This window comes from Vibrio sp. V15_P4S5T153 (assembly GCF_963874485.1).
GTDB lineage: Bacteria > Pseudomonadota > Gammaproteobacteria > Enterobacterales > Vibrionaceae > Vibrio > Vibrio anguillarum.
This window is the reverse complement of the sequence record NZ_CAWNHR010000017.1, coordinates 313,010-330,872: the sequence shown is the minus strand read 5'-3', so window position 1 is coordinate 330,872 and position 17,863 is coordinate 313,010. Positions and strand designations below refer to the sequence as shown.

22 protein-coding genes and 5 tRNA genes are annotated in these 17,863 nt (G+C 36.1%); 15 read left to right on the top strand and 12 right to left on the bottom strand.

What is annotated here, in order from left to right; translation table 11 throughout:
- Window positions 1–34 precede the first annotated feature (34 nt).
- Entirely contained in the window at window positions 35–847 is an 813-nt protein-coding gene (locus tag AACT42_RS12045) for a VWA domain-containing protein (RefSeq protein WP_094182819.1), read from the top strand.
- Between the two features lie 65 nt (window positions 848–912).
- On the opposite strand, the gene AACT42_RS12040 is transcribed toward AACT42_RS12045, so the two are convergent.
- Entirely contained in the window at window positions 913–1,425 is a 513-nt protein-coding gene (locus AACT42_RS12040; RefSeq protein WP_094182818.1) for a hypothetical protein, read from the bottom strand.
- 10 nt (window positions 1,426–1,435) lie between these two features.
- Here AACT42_RS12040 and AACT42_RS12035 point away from each other — a divergent pair, with 10 nt between their 5' ends.
- From AACT42_RS12035 to AACT42_RS12005, 7 genes are all read left to right on the top strand, one after another.
- Window positions 1,436–1,930, top strand: a complete 495-nt coding sequence (locus tag AACT42_RS12035; protein ID WP_094182817.1) for a L,D-transpeptidase family protein — start codon at window positions 1,436–1,438, stop codon at window positions 1,928–1,930.
- A gap of 111 nt (window positions 1,931–2,041) precedes the next feature.
- Window positions 2,042–2,743 carry a hypothetical protein gene (locus AACT42_RS12030; protein WP_020331444.1) on the top strand — a complete coding sequence of 234 codons (702 nt, stop codon included), beginning with the start codon at window positions 2,042–2,044 and terminating at the stop codon, window positions 2,741–2,743.
- A gap of 399 nt (window positions 2,744–3,142) precedes the next feature.
- Window positions 3,143–3,219 (top strand) — tRNA-Pro (locus AACT42_RS12025).
- Window positions 3,220–3,230: 11 nt separating this feature from the next.
- A tRNA-Gln gene (locus AACT42_RS12020) sits at window positions 3,231–3,307 on the top strand.
- Between the two features lie 157 nt (window positions 3,308–3,464).
- Window positions 3,465–3,539 (top strand) — tRNA-Trp (locus tag AACT42_RS12015).
- A gap of 4 nt (window positions 3,540–3,543) precedes the next feature.
- Window positions 3,544–3,620: transfer RNA gene (locus AACT42_RS12010), tRNA-Pro, on the top strand.
- 11 nt (window positions 3,621–3,631) lie between these two features.
- Window positions 3,632–3,708: transfer RNA gene (locus AACT42_RS12005), tRNA-Gln, on the top strand.
- Window positions 3,709–3,989: 281 nt separating this feature from the next.
- Here AACT42_RS12005 and AACT42_RS12000 read toward each other — a convergent pair.
- From AACT42_RS12000 to AACT42_RS11990, 3 genes are all read right to left on the bottom strand, one after another.
- A complete protein-coding gene (locus AACT42_RS12000; RefSeq protein WP_094182816.1) occupies window positions 3,990–4,598 on the bottom strand; it encodes a hypothetical protein in 609 nt (202 codons plus the stop codon).
- A 98-nt stretch (window positions 4,599–4,696) separates the two neighbouring features.
- Window positions 4,697–4,882 (bottom strand): hypothetical protein, encoded by a 186-nt coding sequence (locus AACT42_RS11995; protein WP_038129201.1) that lies wholly within the window; start codon window positions 4,880–4,882, stop codon window positions 4,697–4,699.
- Window positions 4,883–4,970: 88 nt separating this feature from the next.
- Window positions 4,971–5,690 carry a uracil-DNA glycosylase gene (locus AACT42_RS11990; RefSeq protein WP_094133246.1) on the bottom strand — a complete coding sequence of 240 codons (720 nt, stop codon included), beginning with the start codon at window positions 5,688–5,690 and terminating at the stop codon, window positions 4,971–4,973.
- Between the two features lie 143 nt (window positions 5,691–5,833).
- Between AACT42_RS11990 and AACT42_RS11985 the strand changes: the two genes are divergently transcribed.
- The gene (locus AACT42_RS11985; protein ID WP_094133247.1) at window positions 5,834–7,135 is read left to right on the top strand and encodes a hypothetical protein; all 1,302 of its coding nucleotides are present in this window, start codon (window positions 5,834–5,836) and stop codon (window positions 7,133–7,135) included.
- Between the two features lie 58 nt (window positions 7,136–7,193).
- On the opposite strand, the gene AACT42_RS11980 is transcribed toward AACT42_RS11985, so the two are convergent.
- Window positions 7,194–7,514, bottom strand: a complete 321-nt coding sequence (locus AACT42_RS11980) for an integration host factor subunit alpha (RefSeq protein ID WP_094133248.1) — start codon at window positions 7,512–7,514, stop codon at window positions 7,194–7,196.
- Between the two features lie 211 nt (window positions 7,515–7,725).
- Here AACT42_RS11980 and nrdG point away from each other — a divergent pair, with 211 nt between their 5' ends.
- A complete protein-coding gene (nrdG, locus tag AACT42_RS11975; RefSeq protein ID WP_094133249.1) occupies window positions 7,726–8,190 on the top strand; it encodes an anaerobic ribonucleoside-triphosphate reductase-activating protein in 465 nt (154 codons plus the stop codon).
- Between the two features lie 37 nt (window positions 8,191–8,227).
- Here the strand turns inward: nrdG and AACT42_RS11970 are convergent, their stop codons facing one another.
- Genes AACT42_RS11970 through AACT42_RS11960 form a run of 3 tightly spaced genes read right to left on the bottom strand, consistent with a single transcriptional unit; the run spans window position 8,228 to window position 10,656 of the window.
- Window positions 8,228–8,992: a hypothetical protein gene (locus AACT42_RS11970; RefSeq protein ID WP_094133250.1), complete on the bottom strand. Its 765-nt coding sequence runs from the start codon at window positions 8,990–8,992 to the stop codon at window positions 8,228–8,230.
- Window positions 8,993–8,995: 3 nt separating this feature from the next.
- Window positions 8,996–9,976, bottom strand: coding sequence for a hypothetical protein (locus AACT42_RS11965; protein ID WP_094133251.1), 981 nt, complete (start codon window positions 9,974–9,976; stop codon window positions 8,996–8,998).
- Between the two features lie 8 nt (window positions 9,977–9,984).
- On the bottom strand, window positions 9,985–10,656 hold the full coding sequence (locus tag AACT42_RS11960; RefSeq protein WP_094133252.1) for a hypothetical protein: 672 nt from the start codon (window positions 10,654–10,656) through the stop codon (window positions 9,985–9,987).
- A gap of 421 nt (window positions 10,657–11,077) precedes the next feature.
- Between AACT42_RS11960 and AACT42_RS11955 the strand changes: the two genes are divergently transcribed.
- Window positions 11,078–11,593, top strand: a complete 516-nt coding sequence (locus tag AACT42_RS11955) for a hypothetical protein (protein WP_094133534.1) — start codon at window positions 11,078–11,080, stop codon at window positions 11,591–11,593.
- Window positions 11,594–11,629: 36 nt separating this feature from the next.
- On the opposite strand, the gene AACT42_RS11950 is transcribed toward AACT42_RS11955, so the two are convergent.
- Together AACT42_RS11950 and AACT42_RS11945 are read right to left on the bottom strand one after the other, a co-directional pair.
- Window positions 11,630–12,022 carry a hypothetical protein gene (locus AACT42_RS11950; RefSeq protein ID WP_021486088.1) on the bottom strand — a complete coding sequence of 131 codons (393 nt, stop codon included), beginning with the start codon at window positions 12,020–12,022 and terminating at the stop codon, window positions 11,630–11,632.
- A 139-nt stretch (window positions 12,023–12,161) separates the two neighbouring features.
- Window positions 12,162–12,959, bottom strand: coding sequence for an SIR2 family NAD-dependent protein deacylase (locus AACT42_RS11945; protein WP_094133535.1), 798 nt, complete (start codon window positions 12,957–12,959; stop codon window positions 12,162–12,164).
- Between the two features lie 112 nt (window positions 12,960–13,071).
- Here AACT42_RS11945 and AACT42_RS11940 point away from each other — a divergent pair, with 112 nt between their 5' ends.
- A complete protein-coding gene (locus AACT42_RS11940; RefSeq protein ID WP_094133536.1) occupies window positions 13,072–14,043 on the top strand; it encodes a hypothetical protein in 972 nt (323 codons plus the stop codon).
- A gap of 72 nt (window positions 14,044–14,115) precedes the next feature.
- Window positions 14,116–14,691 (top strand): hypothetical protein, encoded by a 576-nt coding sequence (locus AACT42_RS11935; protein WP_094133537.1) that lies wholly within the window; start codon window positions 14,116–14,118, stop codon window positions 14,689–14,691.
- Between the two features lie 29 nt (window positions 14,692–14,720).
- Here the strand turns inward: AACT42_RS11935 and AACT42_RS11930 are convergent, their stop codons facing one another.
- Window positions 14,721–15,230, bottom strand: a complete 510-nt coding sequence (locus tag AACT42_RS11930) for a hypothetical protein (protein ID WP_094133538.1) — start codon at window positions 15,228–15,230, stop codon at window positions 14,721–14,723.
- A 201-nt stretch (window positions 15,231–15,431) separates the two neighbouring features.
- Between AACT42_RS11930 and AACT42_RS11925 the strand changes: the two genes are divergently transcribed.
- Together AACT42_RS11925 and AACT42_RS11920 are read left to right on the top strand one after the other, a co-directional pair.
- The gene (locus AACT42_RS11925) at window positions 15,432–15,980 is read left to right on the top strand and encodes a hypothetical protein (protein WP_038129215.1); all 549 of its coding nucleotides are present in this window, start codon (window positions 15,432–15,434) and stop codon (window positions 15,978–15,980) included.
- Window positions 15,934–16,650, top strand: coding sequence for a hypothetical protein (locus tag AACT42_RS11920; protein WP_176432219.1), 717 nt, complete (start codon window positions 15,934–15,936; stop codon window positions 16,648–16,650). Before AACT42_RS11925 ends, AACT42_RS11920 begins: the two co-directional genes overlap by 47 nt.
- A 187-nt stretch (window positions 16,651–16,837) precedes the next feature.
- Here the strand turns inward: AACT42_RS11920 and AACT42_RS11915 are convergent.
- The coding region (locus tag AACT42_RS11915; RefSeq protein ID WP_094182814.1) for an RNA-guided endonuclease InsQ/TnpB family protein at window positions 16,838–17,863 on the bottom strand (1,026 nt) is incomplete at its 5' end.

The following is a 17,863-nucleotide window of genomic DNA, read 5'->3' as shown; positions in this document are numbered from 1 at the left end:
TAATAAGCCAATAAATATCAAGAGTAAATAGAAAATGAGCGATAAGTTAAATCAAAAAATCCAAACACTAAACCTAAAGAAAGATCCAGTAATAATCGACCTGGTTAAGAAAACCGCAATCTCGTTAGAGAAGAAGGGTATTAATCTGGACAAGGACGCTGCCCGAGTTGCTTTGTGCATGGACTTCTCAGGCAGTATGTATTGGCTAATTAAGAACGGTGCTGTCAGTGAGTTAACACAACGATCATTGGCTCAAGGCATCGTTATGGATGATGATGGTGATATTGAGGTCTTTGGCTTTGGTTCTGATGCAAAGTACATTGAATCCATCAACGCCGACAACTATGTAGAGTACTGTGAAGGTGTTCAACGAGACATGCCAGATTTCGGTTCAACCTATTACCATAAAGCAATTAATCTAATTGTAAGTCACTATGACCGCATTGGTTATGATAAACCTGTCTATGTCATCTTCGTAACTGATGGAGATACCTTCAGCAAAGATGAAACTGAGGAAGTACTAAAAGCAGCTTCAGGCAAGCCAATCTTCTGGCAGTTCATTGGTATTGGACAAGATGACTACGATCCTAATCAGGTAGATGCCAAAGTTGTTAAAAAACCTGGAGTAATCGGTCGTTTCCTTGGCGCTAAAGAAAAAGAAGTTCCTAACACGAAGTTTGAGTTCTTAGTTAAACTTGATGAAATGGAAGGTCGCGTGGTAGATAATGCTGGATTCTTTGCTGTAAAAGATCCAAAGAGTATGAGTGCTGAACGTATGTATGACTTGATGCACAATGAATACCCAGAGTGGCTTAAAGAAGTACGAGCTAAAGGCATTCTTCGCTAATTTGTAGATTTAAGCGAACAAAAAGACATGGGGAAGCCCATGTCTTTTTTTATTTCAGTTAATAATTACATTTCAATATTGTAAAGCAAAGCCATCTCACCCAGACCCACAACCAACATTTTGTTTTCAAAAATCCTGATAGGGAAAACCTGACCCTCCTTTGTCTGAATGGTATAACTGGCGCTATTAGGTAATTCAATTTGCTCTTGGGTGATTTCAGTTATGTTAAAAACCTTGCTTTCTAGTTGAATCTTCTCATTTGATAATTGAATTGCAGGAGGTAAGCCAAGCTGTGTTTTACCTATTACCATACTATGCGGCTTGAATGAGACTCCAGATTCAGAACTATTAAATGGATTCACAACTACTTGTTGAGCAACTACTTGTTGAGATTTTGCGCTAATTGCTATATCTTCATCACTTCTAAATCCATTAAAAAATGCAATTGCTACAAATATATAAAGCACAATAAATGGCAAACTTGTTATTTGTTCAATAAATACTAACTTTGTGCTTAGTTTTCGTTCCTCTGGTGAGGCGCAATCTTCAAAATGACAAAATTTTATTTTATTTTTCATAGGTACACTCATGTTTAGAATTTGTATGTTATTTTTATTAATTTCTTCTGTTAGCTTCCCTGCCTATCCGCACACTCAAACCAAAGACAAAATTCTAGTAATCAAGTCAGAAAGAGTATTACTACTACTGAAAAACAATAAAATTGCTAAAGAGTACAAGATCGCTCTGGGAAAGAATCCTGTCGGAGACAAAGTAAAACAGGGAGATAATAAAACACCAGAGGGTAAATATCAAATTGTCAGTAAGAACAGTCAGAGTAAATTTTATCTTAATTTGGCAATAAACTACCCATCTAAGTTGGATATTAAAGAAGCAAACAGGCTAGGCGTTAATCCAGGCGGTAATATTGTTATTCATGGCTTACCCAACAAAGCTCCTAGCTTTATTCACGATGAATTAATGAGCGAAGACTGGACAAATGGTTGCATATCTTTACATAACAGCGATATTAAGGATTTGTTTGATTCAGTTCCTGTCGGAACAAGTATCGATATTCTTCCTTGATTCTTAGTCTTTGTTTTTTAAAGGTCTTTTAAATTGAATGAACATGCATTAGACATAATCTATTAATGTGGTAAAATTTGCGCCGTTTTGACATACGACTACGGGTTCCATATGCGCACTTTTGAAGAGATCGGAAATATAGCGATAAATGCATTGCTATCTTATCATTGCTCCCCTGAAAGAATGAAAGTTTCAAAAGAAGCTACAGTTAGACTATATCTTAAGAAAGTGCTATCTCGAAAAAAGTACAGCAAAAATTCATGTTATTACCTAAAGTCACTCTTACAAAAAGCTACATCATCCTACTCAATGTATAATGTTTTAAGTGGAATTGCTGAAAACTACACTAAAGTCATATCTCATGATAAGAAATTTGATGACATTTGCTTTTACGATAGATTTCAATCTTTATTTAAGAAGATGCGTGATCTTGGTTATGAGCTGCATATAGACATTGAAGGTGATTCACTGTTTCTAAACGAAAACAGTAAAGCTATGGTGATTTTCAAAAATGACTATATCAATTTAGAACCGTCTGGTGATCTTACTGGAGTTCTTTATGTCACTGTCGTTAATAAATGTATGTATGATTTTATTGAGTCAGCATTTAACTCAGGTCTATACCCAAAACTCTTCAAAGAGAGTAGTAACGTTAGTAAATTTGAGATTCATCCTAACAACAACCCACCAGCACCAATTTCATTTATTTCTACAAAGGAAGATTATCTTCATAAACGCCGAGTTATGGCTAATGAGAAATCATTATTTGCTGGCAAGGTAAACCCGTTCCAGTTAAAAATGAAGAAATCCTAAAATTTCTGTTGACTTTCCTAGACCAAGAATTATAAGCTTTAATTGTAAACATACATTTTTAAGGATTTTATTGTGAAAGCTAAAACATTTATTACCTCTAAAGTAGGTATCCAGCAACCGTGGCAACAAGCTTATGTGTAAGTTTTAGCTTTCGCATGGCTAAAACTTAGGTTTTAGCCACAGGAAAGACACCTAACCCCTGATGGCTCTCCATCAGGGGTTTTTTTATGCTTAAAAAATTCAGATGGAATGAAGTCAACTTATCTCTGCATATCTATGCTGGAGAGTAGGTCTTATGGTTTTAATGCAAGTGATTGATTTTATTGAATTTATTTTAGTTTTCTTGTTGACAGATAAAATGTTCAGGTTTAATATGTAGTCATACAGTAAAGAAACACACGGTGAATAGCGCAGCCTGGTAGCGCATCTGCTTTGGGAGCAGAGGGTCGAGAGTTCGAATCTCTCTTCACCGACCAAATTACATTGTTGGGGTGTAGCCAAGTTGGTTTAAGGCAATAGACTTTGATTCTATGAACGGGGGTTCGAGTCCCTCCACCTCAGCCAATTTCCTTTCTGATTCTAAGAGGTTTTTATGTCATATAATAATTTTTGTCTAATCATGAAATGCTTAGATATCATTGAGACAGAACTAAACAATATTGCTGAACATGTTGGACATCCAACATTCGATGAATTCATCAAANAGCCAGAACAACAAAGTGTAGAGGTAGCTCAGTTGGTAGAGCCTCGGATTCCAAACCCGATGACGGGGGTTCGATTCCCTCCCTCTATGCCACACTCGGTGAATAGCGCAGCCTGGTAGCGCATCTGCTTTGGGAGCAGAGGGTCGAGAGTTCGAATCTCTCTTCACCGACCAAATTACATTGTTGGGGTGTAGCCAAGTTGGTTTAAGGCAATAGACTTTGATTCTATGAACGGGGGTTCGAGTCCCTCCACCTCAGCCAATTTCCTTTCTGATTCTAAGAGGTTTTTATGTCATATAATAATTTTTGTCTAATCATGAAATGCTTAGATATCATTGAGACAGAACTAAACAATATTGCTGAACATGTTGGACATCCAACATTCGATGAATTCATCAAAGGAAAGTCCTATGAATGAAGATAAAATGGTAAGTGACATTGAAAGGATGCTGTTTTTAGTAAAAACACTAGACACACTAATAAGAAGAAAACTAGGATAATTGTTATTCCCCAGATATACATATCTGGGGTTATTTATTTAGCTATTGCAATAGGAATATATCTTCAATTTGCTTCCAATCTTCAATAACTGGATAAGTAGATTCTGCCCCAGCTTTTCGATTACTAAAAAGATAAGACTCAATCCCTAAATCTACAGCCTCTTGAACATATTTTTCGTTACTATCTATCAATCCAGCAATTTTATTGCCTGGAATATCCATCAATAGTTCCAATACCTCTCTTTTAGTTTCAGATCTACCAACAAAATGATAACCACTAAAAATATCACCAAAAAGTTCTTCTAGATTTTTTTCTCTTAACTGCATTTCATGCTCTGAACGTCCACAAGACATAACAAGCGAAATGTCATATCTGTAAGATAGCTCAATCAGAACTCGTTTAACACCTTGTGAATGCAGTTCTAATGACCCAATATACTCAGAATCACAGTATTCAGAATATAGTGATAACGCCTCTTCAAGAGAACTTGAACCGAACAAATCAACGATCCTTAGTGGATTAGATGTTTCTCTGGATTCCAAGTGTTTTGTACAGATTCCTTTATCGTCAAGAAACTTTTTTATGCCGCTTATAGGATTCAGAATTATTCCCTCGGCATCAAGTATCAAGATATCTTTCTTTTTCTTCATTTTATTTCTCATGTTTATTTGGTTTTGCAATAAAATAGCAATAAAAAAGCGCCATTGCAATTGTGGCGCTTTCAAGTATGGGGATTGATAAACTAAAGCTATTTTTTGGTTATTAACTTAACCCCTGAGACAAAAAATAGTGCTAAAAATGTAATGCCAACAAGGTTAGCTGACTCTGGTGTTTTAATCGCTGTTTGTAACAAGTTGGTTCCTAGAACCAAGATTGTAGTTAGCAATAGAAGCATTGCGCCTATTACATCACTGAACTTTTTAAATTTTAACATACTAGTTTCTCCCCAAACTCTATATTAAGAATCTTATATTATTCGATACATAAAATCAATAATAGTTCAATGAAAATATAGTTGTCTTTTAGAGGTTTACCCAATTAACTGCCTTTTGACCGTTACCCAAAAGGAATTGATTGCACTTATAAAAACATTTTGACCCAATAAAAGGGACAAAGTCTACCCCTTGCTTGTTTGATCCAAGCGGACTTGGATGAGATGTCTTTATTACGCAATGATGAGTACCCTCAGCCAACTTGGTTATCTTATGCGCATCCCTGCCCCATGATAAAAATACAAGAGGTTTTTCTCTTTTAATCAGCGCTTGAATTACATTATTTGTAAATGCATTCCAACCCATCTTCTTATGAGAATTTGAGCTACCCTTTCTAACCGTTAAGGTTACATTAAGCAACAACACATCATCTGTCCAATTAGACAAGTCGCCAGAATCACTAGGTTGAAATTCAGGGTAGCAATTTTTCAGTTCCTTATAGATATTATTCAAACTTCTTGGTGGCTTGACCCCATTAGGTACTGAAAATGACATCCCCATTGCTTGAGGAATCCACTCTCCATCCACAAATTCATGATTTATATATGGATCTTGACCAATTATTACACACCTAACATTTTCAAGAGACGTTCTTTTGAACGCATTAAAGACCATTCCCTCAGGGGGATAAACAACAAACTCAGTTTTTTCTTTTTCTAATTTATCACTAATGGAAGACAAAAGATCAAAATTTGACTTAATCAAATCATCCCATCCATTTAGTAATTTTAACTCATCTATAATTGTCATATAACACTCACTAACATATATAAACAAAACATTTATTGTGCTTTCTATCACAAAAACCTTTACATACACGTTGTTTTATTTAAGAATATTATTTAAGAATATTACTAAAAGAAAAACAACAAATAATAAAAAACGAGGCCAGTATGTTAAGAATAAAAAAATCAGTTCTTACGATTTCTGTGGTCGCTAGTTTATCAGCTTTTAGCATGAATTCACATGCTGAAGAGGCAAACACAGCTCCAGTAACAGCAAATCTCAGGATTCCAATCGCTAACTTAGTTAAGTCTAATGCACTTCCATCAGAATTTACACCTTGGAAGGAATTCACTCCACATCGTGATCACACACCTTGGGAACCATCTACTCCAAGCATTATGGCTTCCACACAAGGTCATCGCGGAGTAATCTTTAAAGATTCAGATGCCGATGTTAATGTCCCTGATTATTCTCAAAGCAGAACATTTACGGTAGATGAGTTCCGTATGGAACAAAAGAAAATCGAAGATGGTCGTGGTGAGGTTGCAAATGATGGTGATCCAATTAGACATGAAAGAACCATCAATAAACAAGAAAGCCGTGTAGTCACTGTTGACAATACAGCTTGGGAAGATACAAGCACAGTATCATGCACTGAGTGGAACTCTATTGGTTCAGCAAGTAGATACCTTACTCCGTACACTCAAGATGCCGAAGGTCAAGAGAGAACATGTTCTGTTGAACAAAAGCGCTCAATTACACTTAACGATCCAGACGGTACAGTTTCATACGATCAGATGAGAACATACCGTTATATTGAGACATCGACACAGCGTGGTTTGATGGATAACAGAAGCTGTAAAACTCTTCTGGATTTCTATAATGCAAACAAGTCAGAAATCGCATCTGCACAACCAGGCTGGAATCCAAACGGATGGAAACGTTTAGATGTTACCCCTAGTAATTCATACGTTACTTACTGCAACAACGGTTGGACAATGGTAGCAGCACAGCGCGAGAATAGCCCTGTTGCATGGACTGGTGGTAACTACCAATACGATCTAGAATCTATCTACAATAGAGGTGTTGGTTTTGCGATCCCGAATGAAGTATTACCTATCCACACTCGTTGGGGCGTTGGTCAGAATGGAAGTGTAACTGTCGGTTTCGATAGTGGCAGATACAGTACAGGAAACATGCACGCTACCTTATATTCAGGTGGTAGAGCTTACATTGTTCATCGTTCTACAGGGAATCACTTTAGATGGCATAACCCGCGCTCAGATTTAATGTCTGAAGGTCAGTACAACAACACACTGACAGTAGAAGACTTTACTGGTCATTACGGTAGTTACTACAGATGGGCTTTCTCTCCTTGGCACTCAGCAGCTTGTTCGAGAGGATACGCTCTTAATGGCGCGAAGTATGGCTATGTCACAGGTCAAGCTTGGACTGTATTCGTTTACTAACGAATGTAAAACAAAAAAAGGATGAGTTTAAAAACTCATCCTTTTTACGTCTCGCGTATTACAGACGGGATTCAAAAGCAGTTTGAACTTCATTCTTGAAATTGTCAGAAGGGGAGAAAGTAACAACACGTCTTTCAGAGATCATTACCTCATCACCTGTTTTTGGATTGCGACCTGGACGGCTTTTTTTATGATTAATATTGAAGTTACCAAAATTAGATAGCTTTAAAGGCTCACCGCTAGCAATTGTTTCTTTAATTTCATTAAAGAAAGTTTCTACAAGTGCAGTCGCATCTTTAGTCGTGAAGTTATGCTGATCAACTAAACGTTGAACTATATCTTTCTTGGTAAGGTTTTTTTCTAAAGTTGTATCGGTCATGATCTTTTCCTTATTTATTTAAAATTAAATATTTGTTCTTTAAGGTAATATTTTAATTTATCTCAATCATAATTTTATGAATCAAAGAGCTAACAGTCAACGAATTTTTGATTTAAATTGCTTTAAATCAATAAAATATTCAATAGCTTCTATCTTATATCCCTTGATTTTGGTCTCAATGATAGAATTTGATTAATAAAGGAGATAAAAAATGAATTACATGACTTATAACCCTGTTGATTTTATCAATGGTGAAGGCACTAGATGCTCTATCTTCGTTTCAGGCTGCGAACATCATTGTCACAAATGCTTCAACGCAAAAAGCTTTCCATTCGATGCTGGCAGTGAATTTAATAGCGAAATAGAGAAGACTATTATCAATGACCTAACAGACACAAGAATAAAGAGAAATGGATTAAGCATACTTGGTGGAGAACCTCTCCATCCCAAAAATCTAAATTCAGTATTAAAGCTTGTTAAGCGTGTTAGAAGTGAGTCACCACAATCAGATATATGGTTATGGACTGGATATCGACTTGAACAGTTAGAAAAAGAACAACTTGAAGTTGTTAATTACTTAGATGTATTGATAGATGGTAGGTTTGACCACAAATTAGCCGATCCATCCCTTAAATGGAGAGGAAGCAGTAATCAACGCGTAATTTATATTAAATAAAAAAAGCCATGCTGAGCATGGCTTTTTAATAGCTACTCTAAACTTCAGAGAGCATAAAATGTGTTTCTACAGTCAACACATGTGACAACAAGTCAATTTGTTCCATACTCAACAAATCTTTTACCAAAGGTTCACGTTCAGTTGATTGCTCATCCTCAAAACCAGCAATCATAGCAACCATTGTAAGCGATTCAAGCTCTCTTACTCCTTCTGCTAATAAATCAAAGAAATCAAAAGGTACAAAGAAATCTTCATAGCCAGGCTTTGAAACAGATAGAACATTCACTTCAATACCATAGAAATTATGAGAAAAAATCGTAAACACTATATCATTAAGGGTGATGACGATATTCTCATTTGAAGTGTCAAAATTAAGATGATCAAGATCCTCATCTTTAATCTTATCAATCATGTTTAACACTAGTTGATAATTTTCATCAACCATTTCCAAGTAGCCAATATCTAAAATATCTTTAGACATGAGTTTATCTACAAGTTCTGGAAGGTGTCTTCTACTATTAAACATTTCATTTTTGTCAGATATTTCAATAGCTATTCTTGCTAATGAAGACTTATTAGGCAACAACGTAAAAATTTCATTTTTATCACCAGGTCTTGTTAAAACGAGACCATTTACGAGCACCCTGTTCGCTACATTAATCTTGAAATCATCCGTTAGACCGCTTTCACCTTTCATATGCTTATTGAAATTGAAACAGCCCGATTCTCCATCAAGTAAATGAATCATAGTCAAAGCAGGGACTGAAAGAAGCATTGTTGGCAAATTATTAATGTTATTCATAATTTATACCCTACTTTTGTGCTTGATGATGAAATCATTTACTAATGGAACTTGAGTGTATCCATATAAACCTTCAAGAACGACCGCAAGATGCACTTCACTTGGAAAACTAAATCTATCTAGCAGTAAACTCTTCACAGAAGATCTGACATCACGACCTAAATTCTTTGAGTCAATTACTACATTAACCAACTCTAAAAGAGAGATCGAAGATTGTTCGTTTGTTGCCAACATTGTAGCTCTTGCTTTCTGTAAAACATCTTCACTTAATTGAGGATTCAACAAATATTTATCTTCCTCAATGCATGGAGTGAAAATCATTTTGCTGCGTTTTAGTTCATCAACAAAGTCAGGATTTCGAGTAGAACTTCTATTTTTTGATTTAGTTTTAGCCTTTTCAATCAAATCAAGAAGCAATTCAGCAGAAGCGAAAAAGTCATTAATTACGATTTCTTGTTTGAACGCTCCAAAGACATTCGCATTAAAATCATAAAGCATGATCTCTTTAGTGTGACTTTCTAAATCCAATTTCAACTTGAATGAGCCAAAATCCTGATGACCTTTCCCTAGATATTTTGGAGCAATATGACCATCAGCATCAATAAACCCATTTTCTTCTAAAGCTAGCATAATCAGTTGAAGTAGTTGACGGTCTTCATCAAGATAAGTTGAGTTTAGATGGTACGCTGAGATAGCTTTAAAATAAGCCAAGGTAGAAGGATTTCTAATCTCAATTTTAATGTTTGATTTTACATCACCAGAGTTAAGATCTGTTACATAGTATCCATAATCACCATGTACAGCGACAGCATAATCTTTACTCTGATCATCATTGAACACTAACAGAGCAACGGCAGACCAACACATGACTTCTGAAACATCAAATGACGAACTTTGAGAGAGGGTTTCAAATAGTTTTTTCACTTCTTCTCTTGTGTGAATTCGAATAATTGTATTCGCATTTTCCGTGTAAATGTTTGACATGTAACCACCTAAACCATGAAGAAAATTTTATTAACAAGAGCAACTAACTGAACATATGGATACTCATAAGTGTTTCCAGTATCCTTCAGCTTCTTGTTGATCATATCTTTAACATCTCCGAAATTAGAAAAATTAGATTTCGAGAACTTAGCCTTAAGTTCAAATACAATATCTTCAATTTCTCTTTCAGTAAGAGGTTCATGCTTTGTGGATGTACAAACAGATTTTACTGGTCGATTTGATGTCAAGCATGTGTGCTCGTCAGCAAACACTGGAATCGATAACCCATATGCCAAGCCAGAGAAAACTCTAGTTACGTATTCAGTATTCAGTTGGTATTTAAAATAATCAATCTCAAGCTTCTCTACAACAAATTGAGGTGACTCTTCAACAATAATTAAGGACAACTGACCAAGATGATCGTTTAGACTCATAACTTCAAATGGCTCGATTCTAAAGCCTTCAGGTGCCTTCTCTCCCATACTGTTTACGATATGAGTTAACTGATCCTGGTCAAGATTTAAACATCCTGGATTCTTACCATAGATTTCAGTCAGCATCGTGTACAGGGCATTCTCATTCCGAGGAACTATCTTCAAGAGCTTTTTGTCATGCTCATAGACTAAAAAAACTGTTCCATCAAAACAGTCTCCTAGATAAACATTTACATTTTTATTCATAATATTAATTCTTTAATAGTGATTAGTTTTTGCGCAACTGCCTGATCGCGTATATGTTTTAGTTTAGTTTAGTTGATAAGAATACATTAGAAAAACTAGAAAGTAAATAAAATTGATTATTGAAAATACAAAGTATTTTCTTACTAATCATAGTTATAAATATATACTTAATAGTAATTATATATAAATAATATTAATTGATCACAAACCAATTCGTGTCAACTTTTTTTTAAAAAAGATCATCAGAAAAAAGTCTTGATCTTCCAGAATGACGATCTATAATCCGATCCGCCTGATTGATACTGATGTGTTTGATTTTTGAACGTTATCTTGAGATAACCGCGACAAGCGCGGAAAATCAATTCACTGTTTTGTTTACGTTTTTTTGTTGATAATTAATTAAAATAGAATGAATTTCATTGTGAAATCTGCTGATAGCAAGCTTTTTGTGTTTTTGTCATACGCCCTAAGCCCGATAGCCATAACTAGCACTTACGTGCTTTTTGTTTTGCTTGGAGCAGGTGTATGGACTATTCCACCAGCGATAATCTGCATAGGTTTAGCGATCTTTGCGAACTACTGGATCGTTTCGAATGGCTTTGAATGGGAGAGAAAGTCAGCAATCGCATGGCGTTTTCTTCCTCTGACTCCTGTTAAAGAATCAGAAATCAGAGAAAACATCAAAAGAGAATCGAGAGAATTTTCCGATGAGTGGGCTTTTGAAATTGGCAGTGATGAATGCGATAAAATCATAAATGATCTCAAAAAAAGAATAGAATTTATGATGAATACCTTTGGCTTGTTGAATGAAATCTCACTTCTTATTGAGCTAAACAAAGCGCATGAGATCGCATATTCGTCATATTTAAAGAAGATCCAAATGGAAGACGATAAAGAATTCGTCGAGTTTATTAGGAAATGGGGATGGCAAGACTAAACCAAATTAGAAACAAAGGGGGTTTCCCCCCTTTTGTTATGCTGCTAATTGTTTTTTAGTTGCTTTCTTTACGTACTTAAAAAGAGAAGCGAAAAGAATTAGCGGCGTAATTGCCAAACCAGCAGCTTCAATGATAGAGAAGTTTACTAGAAGGCTTTTCGGTAGCATTGATGTAATGCCTAGAGAGAACATGAACGCTCCCAAACCCAACATTGACCATTTATCTTTGTAACCGATGAATTTTACAACATCGTCAGCGACAATGATTAAAGATACAAAACCTAAACTTTTCAGGTATACAACATTTGTTGTGTAAGTAGGGTTTAGAGATAAGACAACCGAATATACAATAAGAAATACTGTTAAAACGGTTGCGCAATAGATGATGGTCGAAGACATGACCGCCATTGCTAATCGTGTGTTCATCATAAAAGTTTCCTCTTTAGTTATGTCTTTCCCCAAAGACGAAACAATTATGCATCTATGCGATTCAATTGTCAATAAAATAAAAAAAGATATTGTATATTTTTTATAATATATAAAAAAGAAGCTATTGCCTCTTTTTCGTTCACTCAAATCTTAAGCAGTTTTCAAAAAACTCAGATGATGTCATCTTAGCTCTATAGTGAGGGATATCAGTCTGACTCAATACATCAAAAGCATCACTAGGCTCAACATAAATGATCTTAGCATTGTAGGCTTTATGACAACCCCTTATTGGTTCTTCCATATATGGGAATTGAAGTGATGTTCCAATCACAAATACGTGACTGACAGGCTCTCTCAAGAAATCTTCTAGTTGATAGATCTTTTCCATATCAAGCATACCATTGAACGGTACGATGTTTGGTCTCAAATCCGACTTACAAAATGAACAAGCTGGAGCATTCCTTTTCGTCTTAACATTCAAGTCTATGTCACTTATTGGAATGTAGCCATGTTTGATTCCTCGAACATTAATGCAGTTTTTGCAATACACAACAGATAAGTTTCCGTGAATGTCAATGACGTTTTCCGACCCTGCTTTCTGGTGGAGGTTGTCTACTTGCTGAGTGAATACACACGAGTCTTTGACTAGCTTTTGAATCTGCGCAATCTGTGTGTGAGCTATGTTAGGCTTGTAGCCTTCGTAACCCTTAAGTAGAGGCGAGATTACATCCCAAATCACTCCTGGTCTTTTATCCATGTTGAAGGCTGACAATAAATGCTCAATCTTTCCCTTCTGGTTTGTATAAAGACCTCCCTCACCTCTATAAGTAGGCAATCCACTTGCTACACTTATTCCCGCACCTGTAATGAACAAAACTCTATCTGAGTTTGAAATCTCAATCTCATTGTCATTTAGGCTTATTACTGCTTTTTTCATAAATTATCCTATTGCTTATTTATGTTATCTATACACTATCTGAACCTCACAATCAATACTTTACCCTGCCTTAATTTTATGTATAATTGTGATAGTTATCTAGGGGTGTTTTATGTCATTCGAAATCTACAAAACTAAGTATCAATACTGCATTTCATCAAAAAACCTACTTCATATCACAAAGCAGAATTTTGGGTATGTTCCTGGTTATGACGAATTTATGCGAAGTGAAGCTGAAACACTAATTCAGACAAATGACATTCTTGGTTATAAAACAGACGCAGAAGAGAATTACTGGATCAACAATGGTTGCCCTACAATCTTTGTTGAGGATAAAGATCTGATCAATGACCTGTTTATCGCCAAGTACAAGACTGGTTTGAACGCAATGCTAGCGGCTCCCTTCCCCATTTTCTCTTTTTCGTTTCCGAGTAAGACTGTAATTAATGGAGTTGAGTTGCCACCTTGCTTAGTATGCTTATCAGGTGAAGCTGATATTTACGAAAACATGACTACTCCTTATGACGAAAAATACTTAGGGGCTGAGTTTACTCCAAAGCCTTTAACTAATAGGACATTCCTATCCATTAGTTATAGGACAAAGGATGGGTATTTAATGAATAAGTCTGTGATTATTGAAGAGGTCATGGACATCATTAATGACATGAATGAAATGGGTGATGCTAAGTGCTTCCTATACGATCAATCTTTGAATGAGCTTGAATCAAAGATGATTCTAACCCTTACAAAGATTGTTGCAGGATTGCTCATCTATCATTCAGCAACGGAAGGTAAAGGGCTTAGAAAGGGATTCCCATCAAAAACGGTTAAACTTCCAAAGCAGACAACCAGAGTAAACTATATTGGTATGTCACTATCAAACTGCAATGAATACACTCCAAAGCAAAAAGGAAGCAGTAATTCGGGTGGATATAAAATCCTATCTAGAGAATCTTTCTTTAGAAACTTGCAGGCTGAACGCTATTATCAAGGAAAATTCCAAAATGAGCCTAATGGTAGTCGCTGGGTTTACGTTAGTGGAATTAACCGCGATGTAGATGAGTACACTCAAGGAAAAGCATAGGCTCACCACTTCTTTTAAGATTGGACATTCAATGCTAAAATTATATTTAACAATAAATATAAGGTGCATTAAATGTCCAAATTTACTTATGTAACATCATGTGTTGGGGCTGATGGTGACGATATCAATGAAATGAAAGATGCCCCACTATCAATTGAAATTGATAAATCCGATTTCTTCAGAACTATTGGCTCAGGTATAAAAGACCAAATCGTTGATATATTTGAATTGAATAGCATTCAAGAATTTATAGATGACTGGTACATCAGTTCCTACACTTCTTATTATCAAGGAATTCCTTGCTTATTCGTACAGCATAGCGGTATTGAACATGTTTTCGTTGACTCCAATCGAGTTCGAGAACTTAGACACGGTGAAGAGATTGAAGAGCGCCGTGATGCAATTTCCGATATAGAGGACTTGTTAGATGAGTATCAACCTTGGCAGGATGCACAAGGAAAATCCGAATGGTTTAAAGCTCTCTCAAGCTTTGTAAAAGAGAATAAGGCTCAGTTCGATGCGCACAACATCTTGCTCAGTTCCATTTACACCAGCGGATACCCATACAGTGAAGTTATAGCTGAAATCGATAAAAAACTACTTATAGAACCCAGATCCAAGGAAAGAGTGTCTGGACTAAATCTTTAATAAAAAGCCCTTCATGATGGGCTTTTTTCTTATGATGGACATAAGGTTTGTTCTCTTCTTAAAATTTTCTTCTGTTCTAGAACTGTCCTTGCATCTTTAATTAAAGACGAATCGACATCCCAATCGAATACTCGCAATACTATAGCTTCCTTACACATGTATTCCCACGCTGGAGCCTCTGAAGCTTCACCAGACCAGTACTTCAGTGCTGCTTCCTTAACAACATCACTTTCAACACAGAAGCCTGAATCCATTAACTCAGTCACCTTTGTGCTCCAATACATATCGTGTTTCGTAACATCTCCTTTCGGCACGACCAAAAAAGTGTATTCCTCACCGCCACCAGCGTATTCAAGATCTTCAAGCTCTTTCACTAAAAACACACTATCTTTATGTGCAGTGAACTTATTAGGTCTATGGTATTCCAACCCCCTATAAAATCCAGCAGCTCCCCACTTTCCTTCATAATCTACACAATTTCTTAGTTTTGTTCCTGGTGGAAGGTAATCATCTGAACCATGATAAAATATTTTAGACATATAATTTAATACGAATATAAGATTTGTTATTTATTAAATAATATCACCATTAAGAATAGATATCTTTTCAAAAAAGAAAAAAGAAGATCTTTTTTGATCAAAATTCACATTGCATTGTATAATATGAATAAAACGTCTGAAAAATATAAATAACATAATATTCAGTCTGAAAAAATTGATTAATAAAGAAATAAATTCAACATGATAAACCAAAAATACGCCACAAGTTATATAGAAGGCTTTGGAACCGAGAGTGTGTTCTGCGAATTAGCTCAAAGTAAAGGTTTCAAGGTCATTCCTGCGTCAAAGAAAGAAAACATTGAGGATCATATAGATTTTTTTCTATATCGAGACGGGAAGCAATATTCGGTTGACGTTAAGGCAATGAAGCGCATAAGCAGAAATTCTATAAATAAAGATGAAGATGCAATCTGGATAGAATTCAGAAATGTTCGCGGGAATAATGGCTGGATATACGGAAAACAAGATCTTGTAGCCTTTGAATTTGATAGTTATTTCGTTTTAGTAAAAAGAAAAGAGTTATTGGATTTTGTAACAGTTAGTCTTAACTCATTTACCAAAGTTGTTTCATCGTCAAGACATGCATTGTTCAACTTGTATCAAAGAAGAGGAAGACAGGACTTGATAACAAGAATTAAAAGAGATAATATTCTAGCTCTAAAAAATAAAATTTGGATTAAAAATGAAGGATTTAATCAAATCCCAGAAGCAGTTAATGCAGTCCATTAATTCAAGCTTTTGCACAAATGAATCAGAAATTCTTGAATGGTACGATGGACCACTTTTCGTAAAAAGCAAGATTGAAGGCAAAGATTTCTATTACCACATTTTAAATATTTCTAAGGGGTACTTTGCAGCATTTCATCTAAAACCAGGCATTGATGCTATTGAGGGAGAAACTTTAGACCCTGCTTTATCAAATGTATTTTTGAATGAGTTATTTCACGGCAATAATGCTTATGAGCATCTATATCTTTACGATTCTGTCTCTGGTAAAAATCAAGCTTTAGATTCAACGAACATAAAAGATTTCATTACCCCTTGGAAAGAAAGGGTGTATGAAAGAGCTATTTATCAGTTCTTAGTTAAAGGTGTTTCTGAGTTTTACGCTTCAATAGACAACAAGTCGGATTCACTGCCTCATTCAACCAAAATTGATATTGACACTAGCTATGATGAAGTACTTGTTGAACTTGTAAATGTTGCTCGGCTTTACGGCTGTAGTGATACTTTACCTAAAACACAACAAGTATGCTTATTGGTAAAGTCAGGTGAACAATTTAATGGCTGTTTCAACTATCGAATCACACAACAAATTTCTGTAAAATTTAACTTCTCGATTGATAATGAAGTTATTAAACTGAACCTACATCTTGTTCCAGCGGAAGATGATGATTAACAATATGTTAATTGAATAAAGCCTCGCCATCTAGTTATGGTTGATAAAAATTGTTGGTGCAGGGCTTGTGTTCTGCACTCATTTTTTCTTCTAAATAACAGATAAATAGGAAAGAGAGCAAAGATAGAGATTCATGAACAACTCCCACTAAACGCTACGCGTTTTGAAGGAGTTTCAAAAAGAAAGCCTAAGCTGCCTTTTTAGGCTGGTTCCCAGCCTGAATGCCTAACGCCCAGTTTAAATTAACTTGCGCACTGGCTACATCACGGGGCTTCTCACAGCCGCATTTGCATGAGTGCCAGCGTTCAGCTAAGAATTTTTTCTTCTTAGCTCCGCAATCTGGACAGGTTTGACTTGGCTTAACTTGCTTCGTTGGCACTTCAACAAATTCGCTACCAGCTTCTTCCGCTTTGTATCGCAGCAAATTAAGAGTCATGGCTGGAGCAGTGTTCAGGATCTCCCTATTCAAGCCAGCTTTTTGTTTTACCATTTTTCCGTGTTCTTCGGCAGTGCCTTTGGCACTGCGAGTCATGTTCTTAACAGTTAGCTTTTCGGTGGCTATCAAAGCGGCCACCCCCACTAATTTCGCAGTTTCTTTGTGAGTAAAATCGAGCCTTTGACGGGCGATTTTTTGGTGGAGTTTGGCAATTTGATGCTTTAGTTTGCGGTGGGCGCGAGTTCCTTTTTTAGCCAAAGCCAAATCACGTTGCAAAGCCGCTAGTTGCTCTTTGCTATTCCTGAGATAGCGCGGATTCTCGACTTGCTTAAAATTACCATCTTGATCGATAGTCGAAAAATAGTGAGAAACACCCCAATCTAAACCAATGGCTTTAGTGCCACATTGTCTTTCAATGGAATCGTATTCCATTGAAACTGAGATGAACCACTCACCATTCTTGCGAATGATCTCGGCAGTTTTCGGCTTGCCGTCAGCGTTTCTAGCTTTACCTCGGATCTTAACGATGCCAACATCAGCCAGATAAACAGCACCATGCTTTTTTTCTTTTAGGTGGAGCTTCCAGCCGTCACCATGTGCCTTATAACCCCAGCCTTTAAAGCGTTGAAATGGCTTAAAACGCGGGAATCCAGCCTTCTTATCACCTTTTTTAAATCGACGGAAAAACCCATCAAAAGCTAGCGCGACACGCTTTAAGGTGACTTGTTCACTCTGAGCATTGGCATTGAAAATGCCATGCGCTTTGCGATTGTTGCG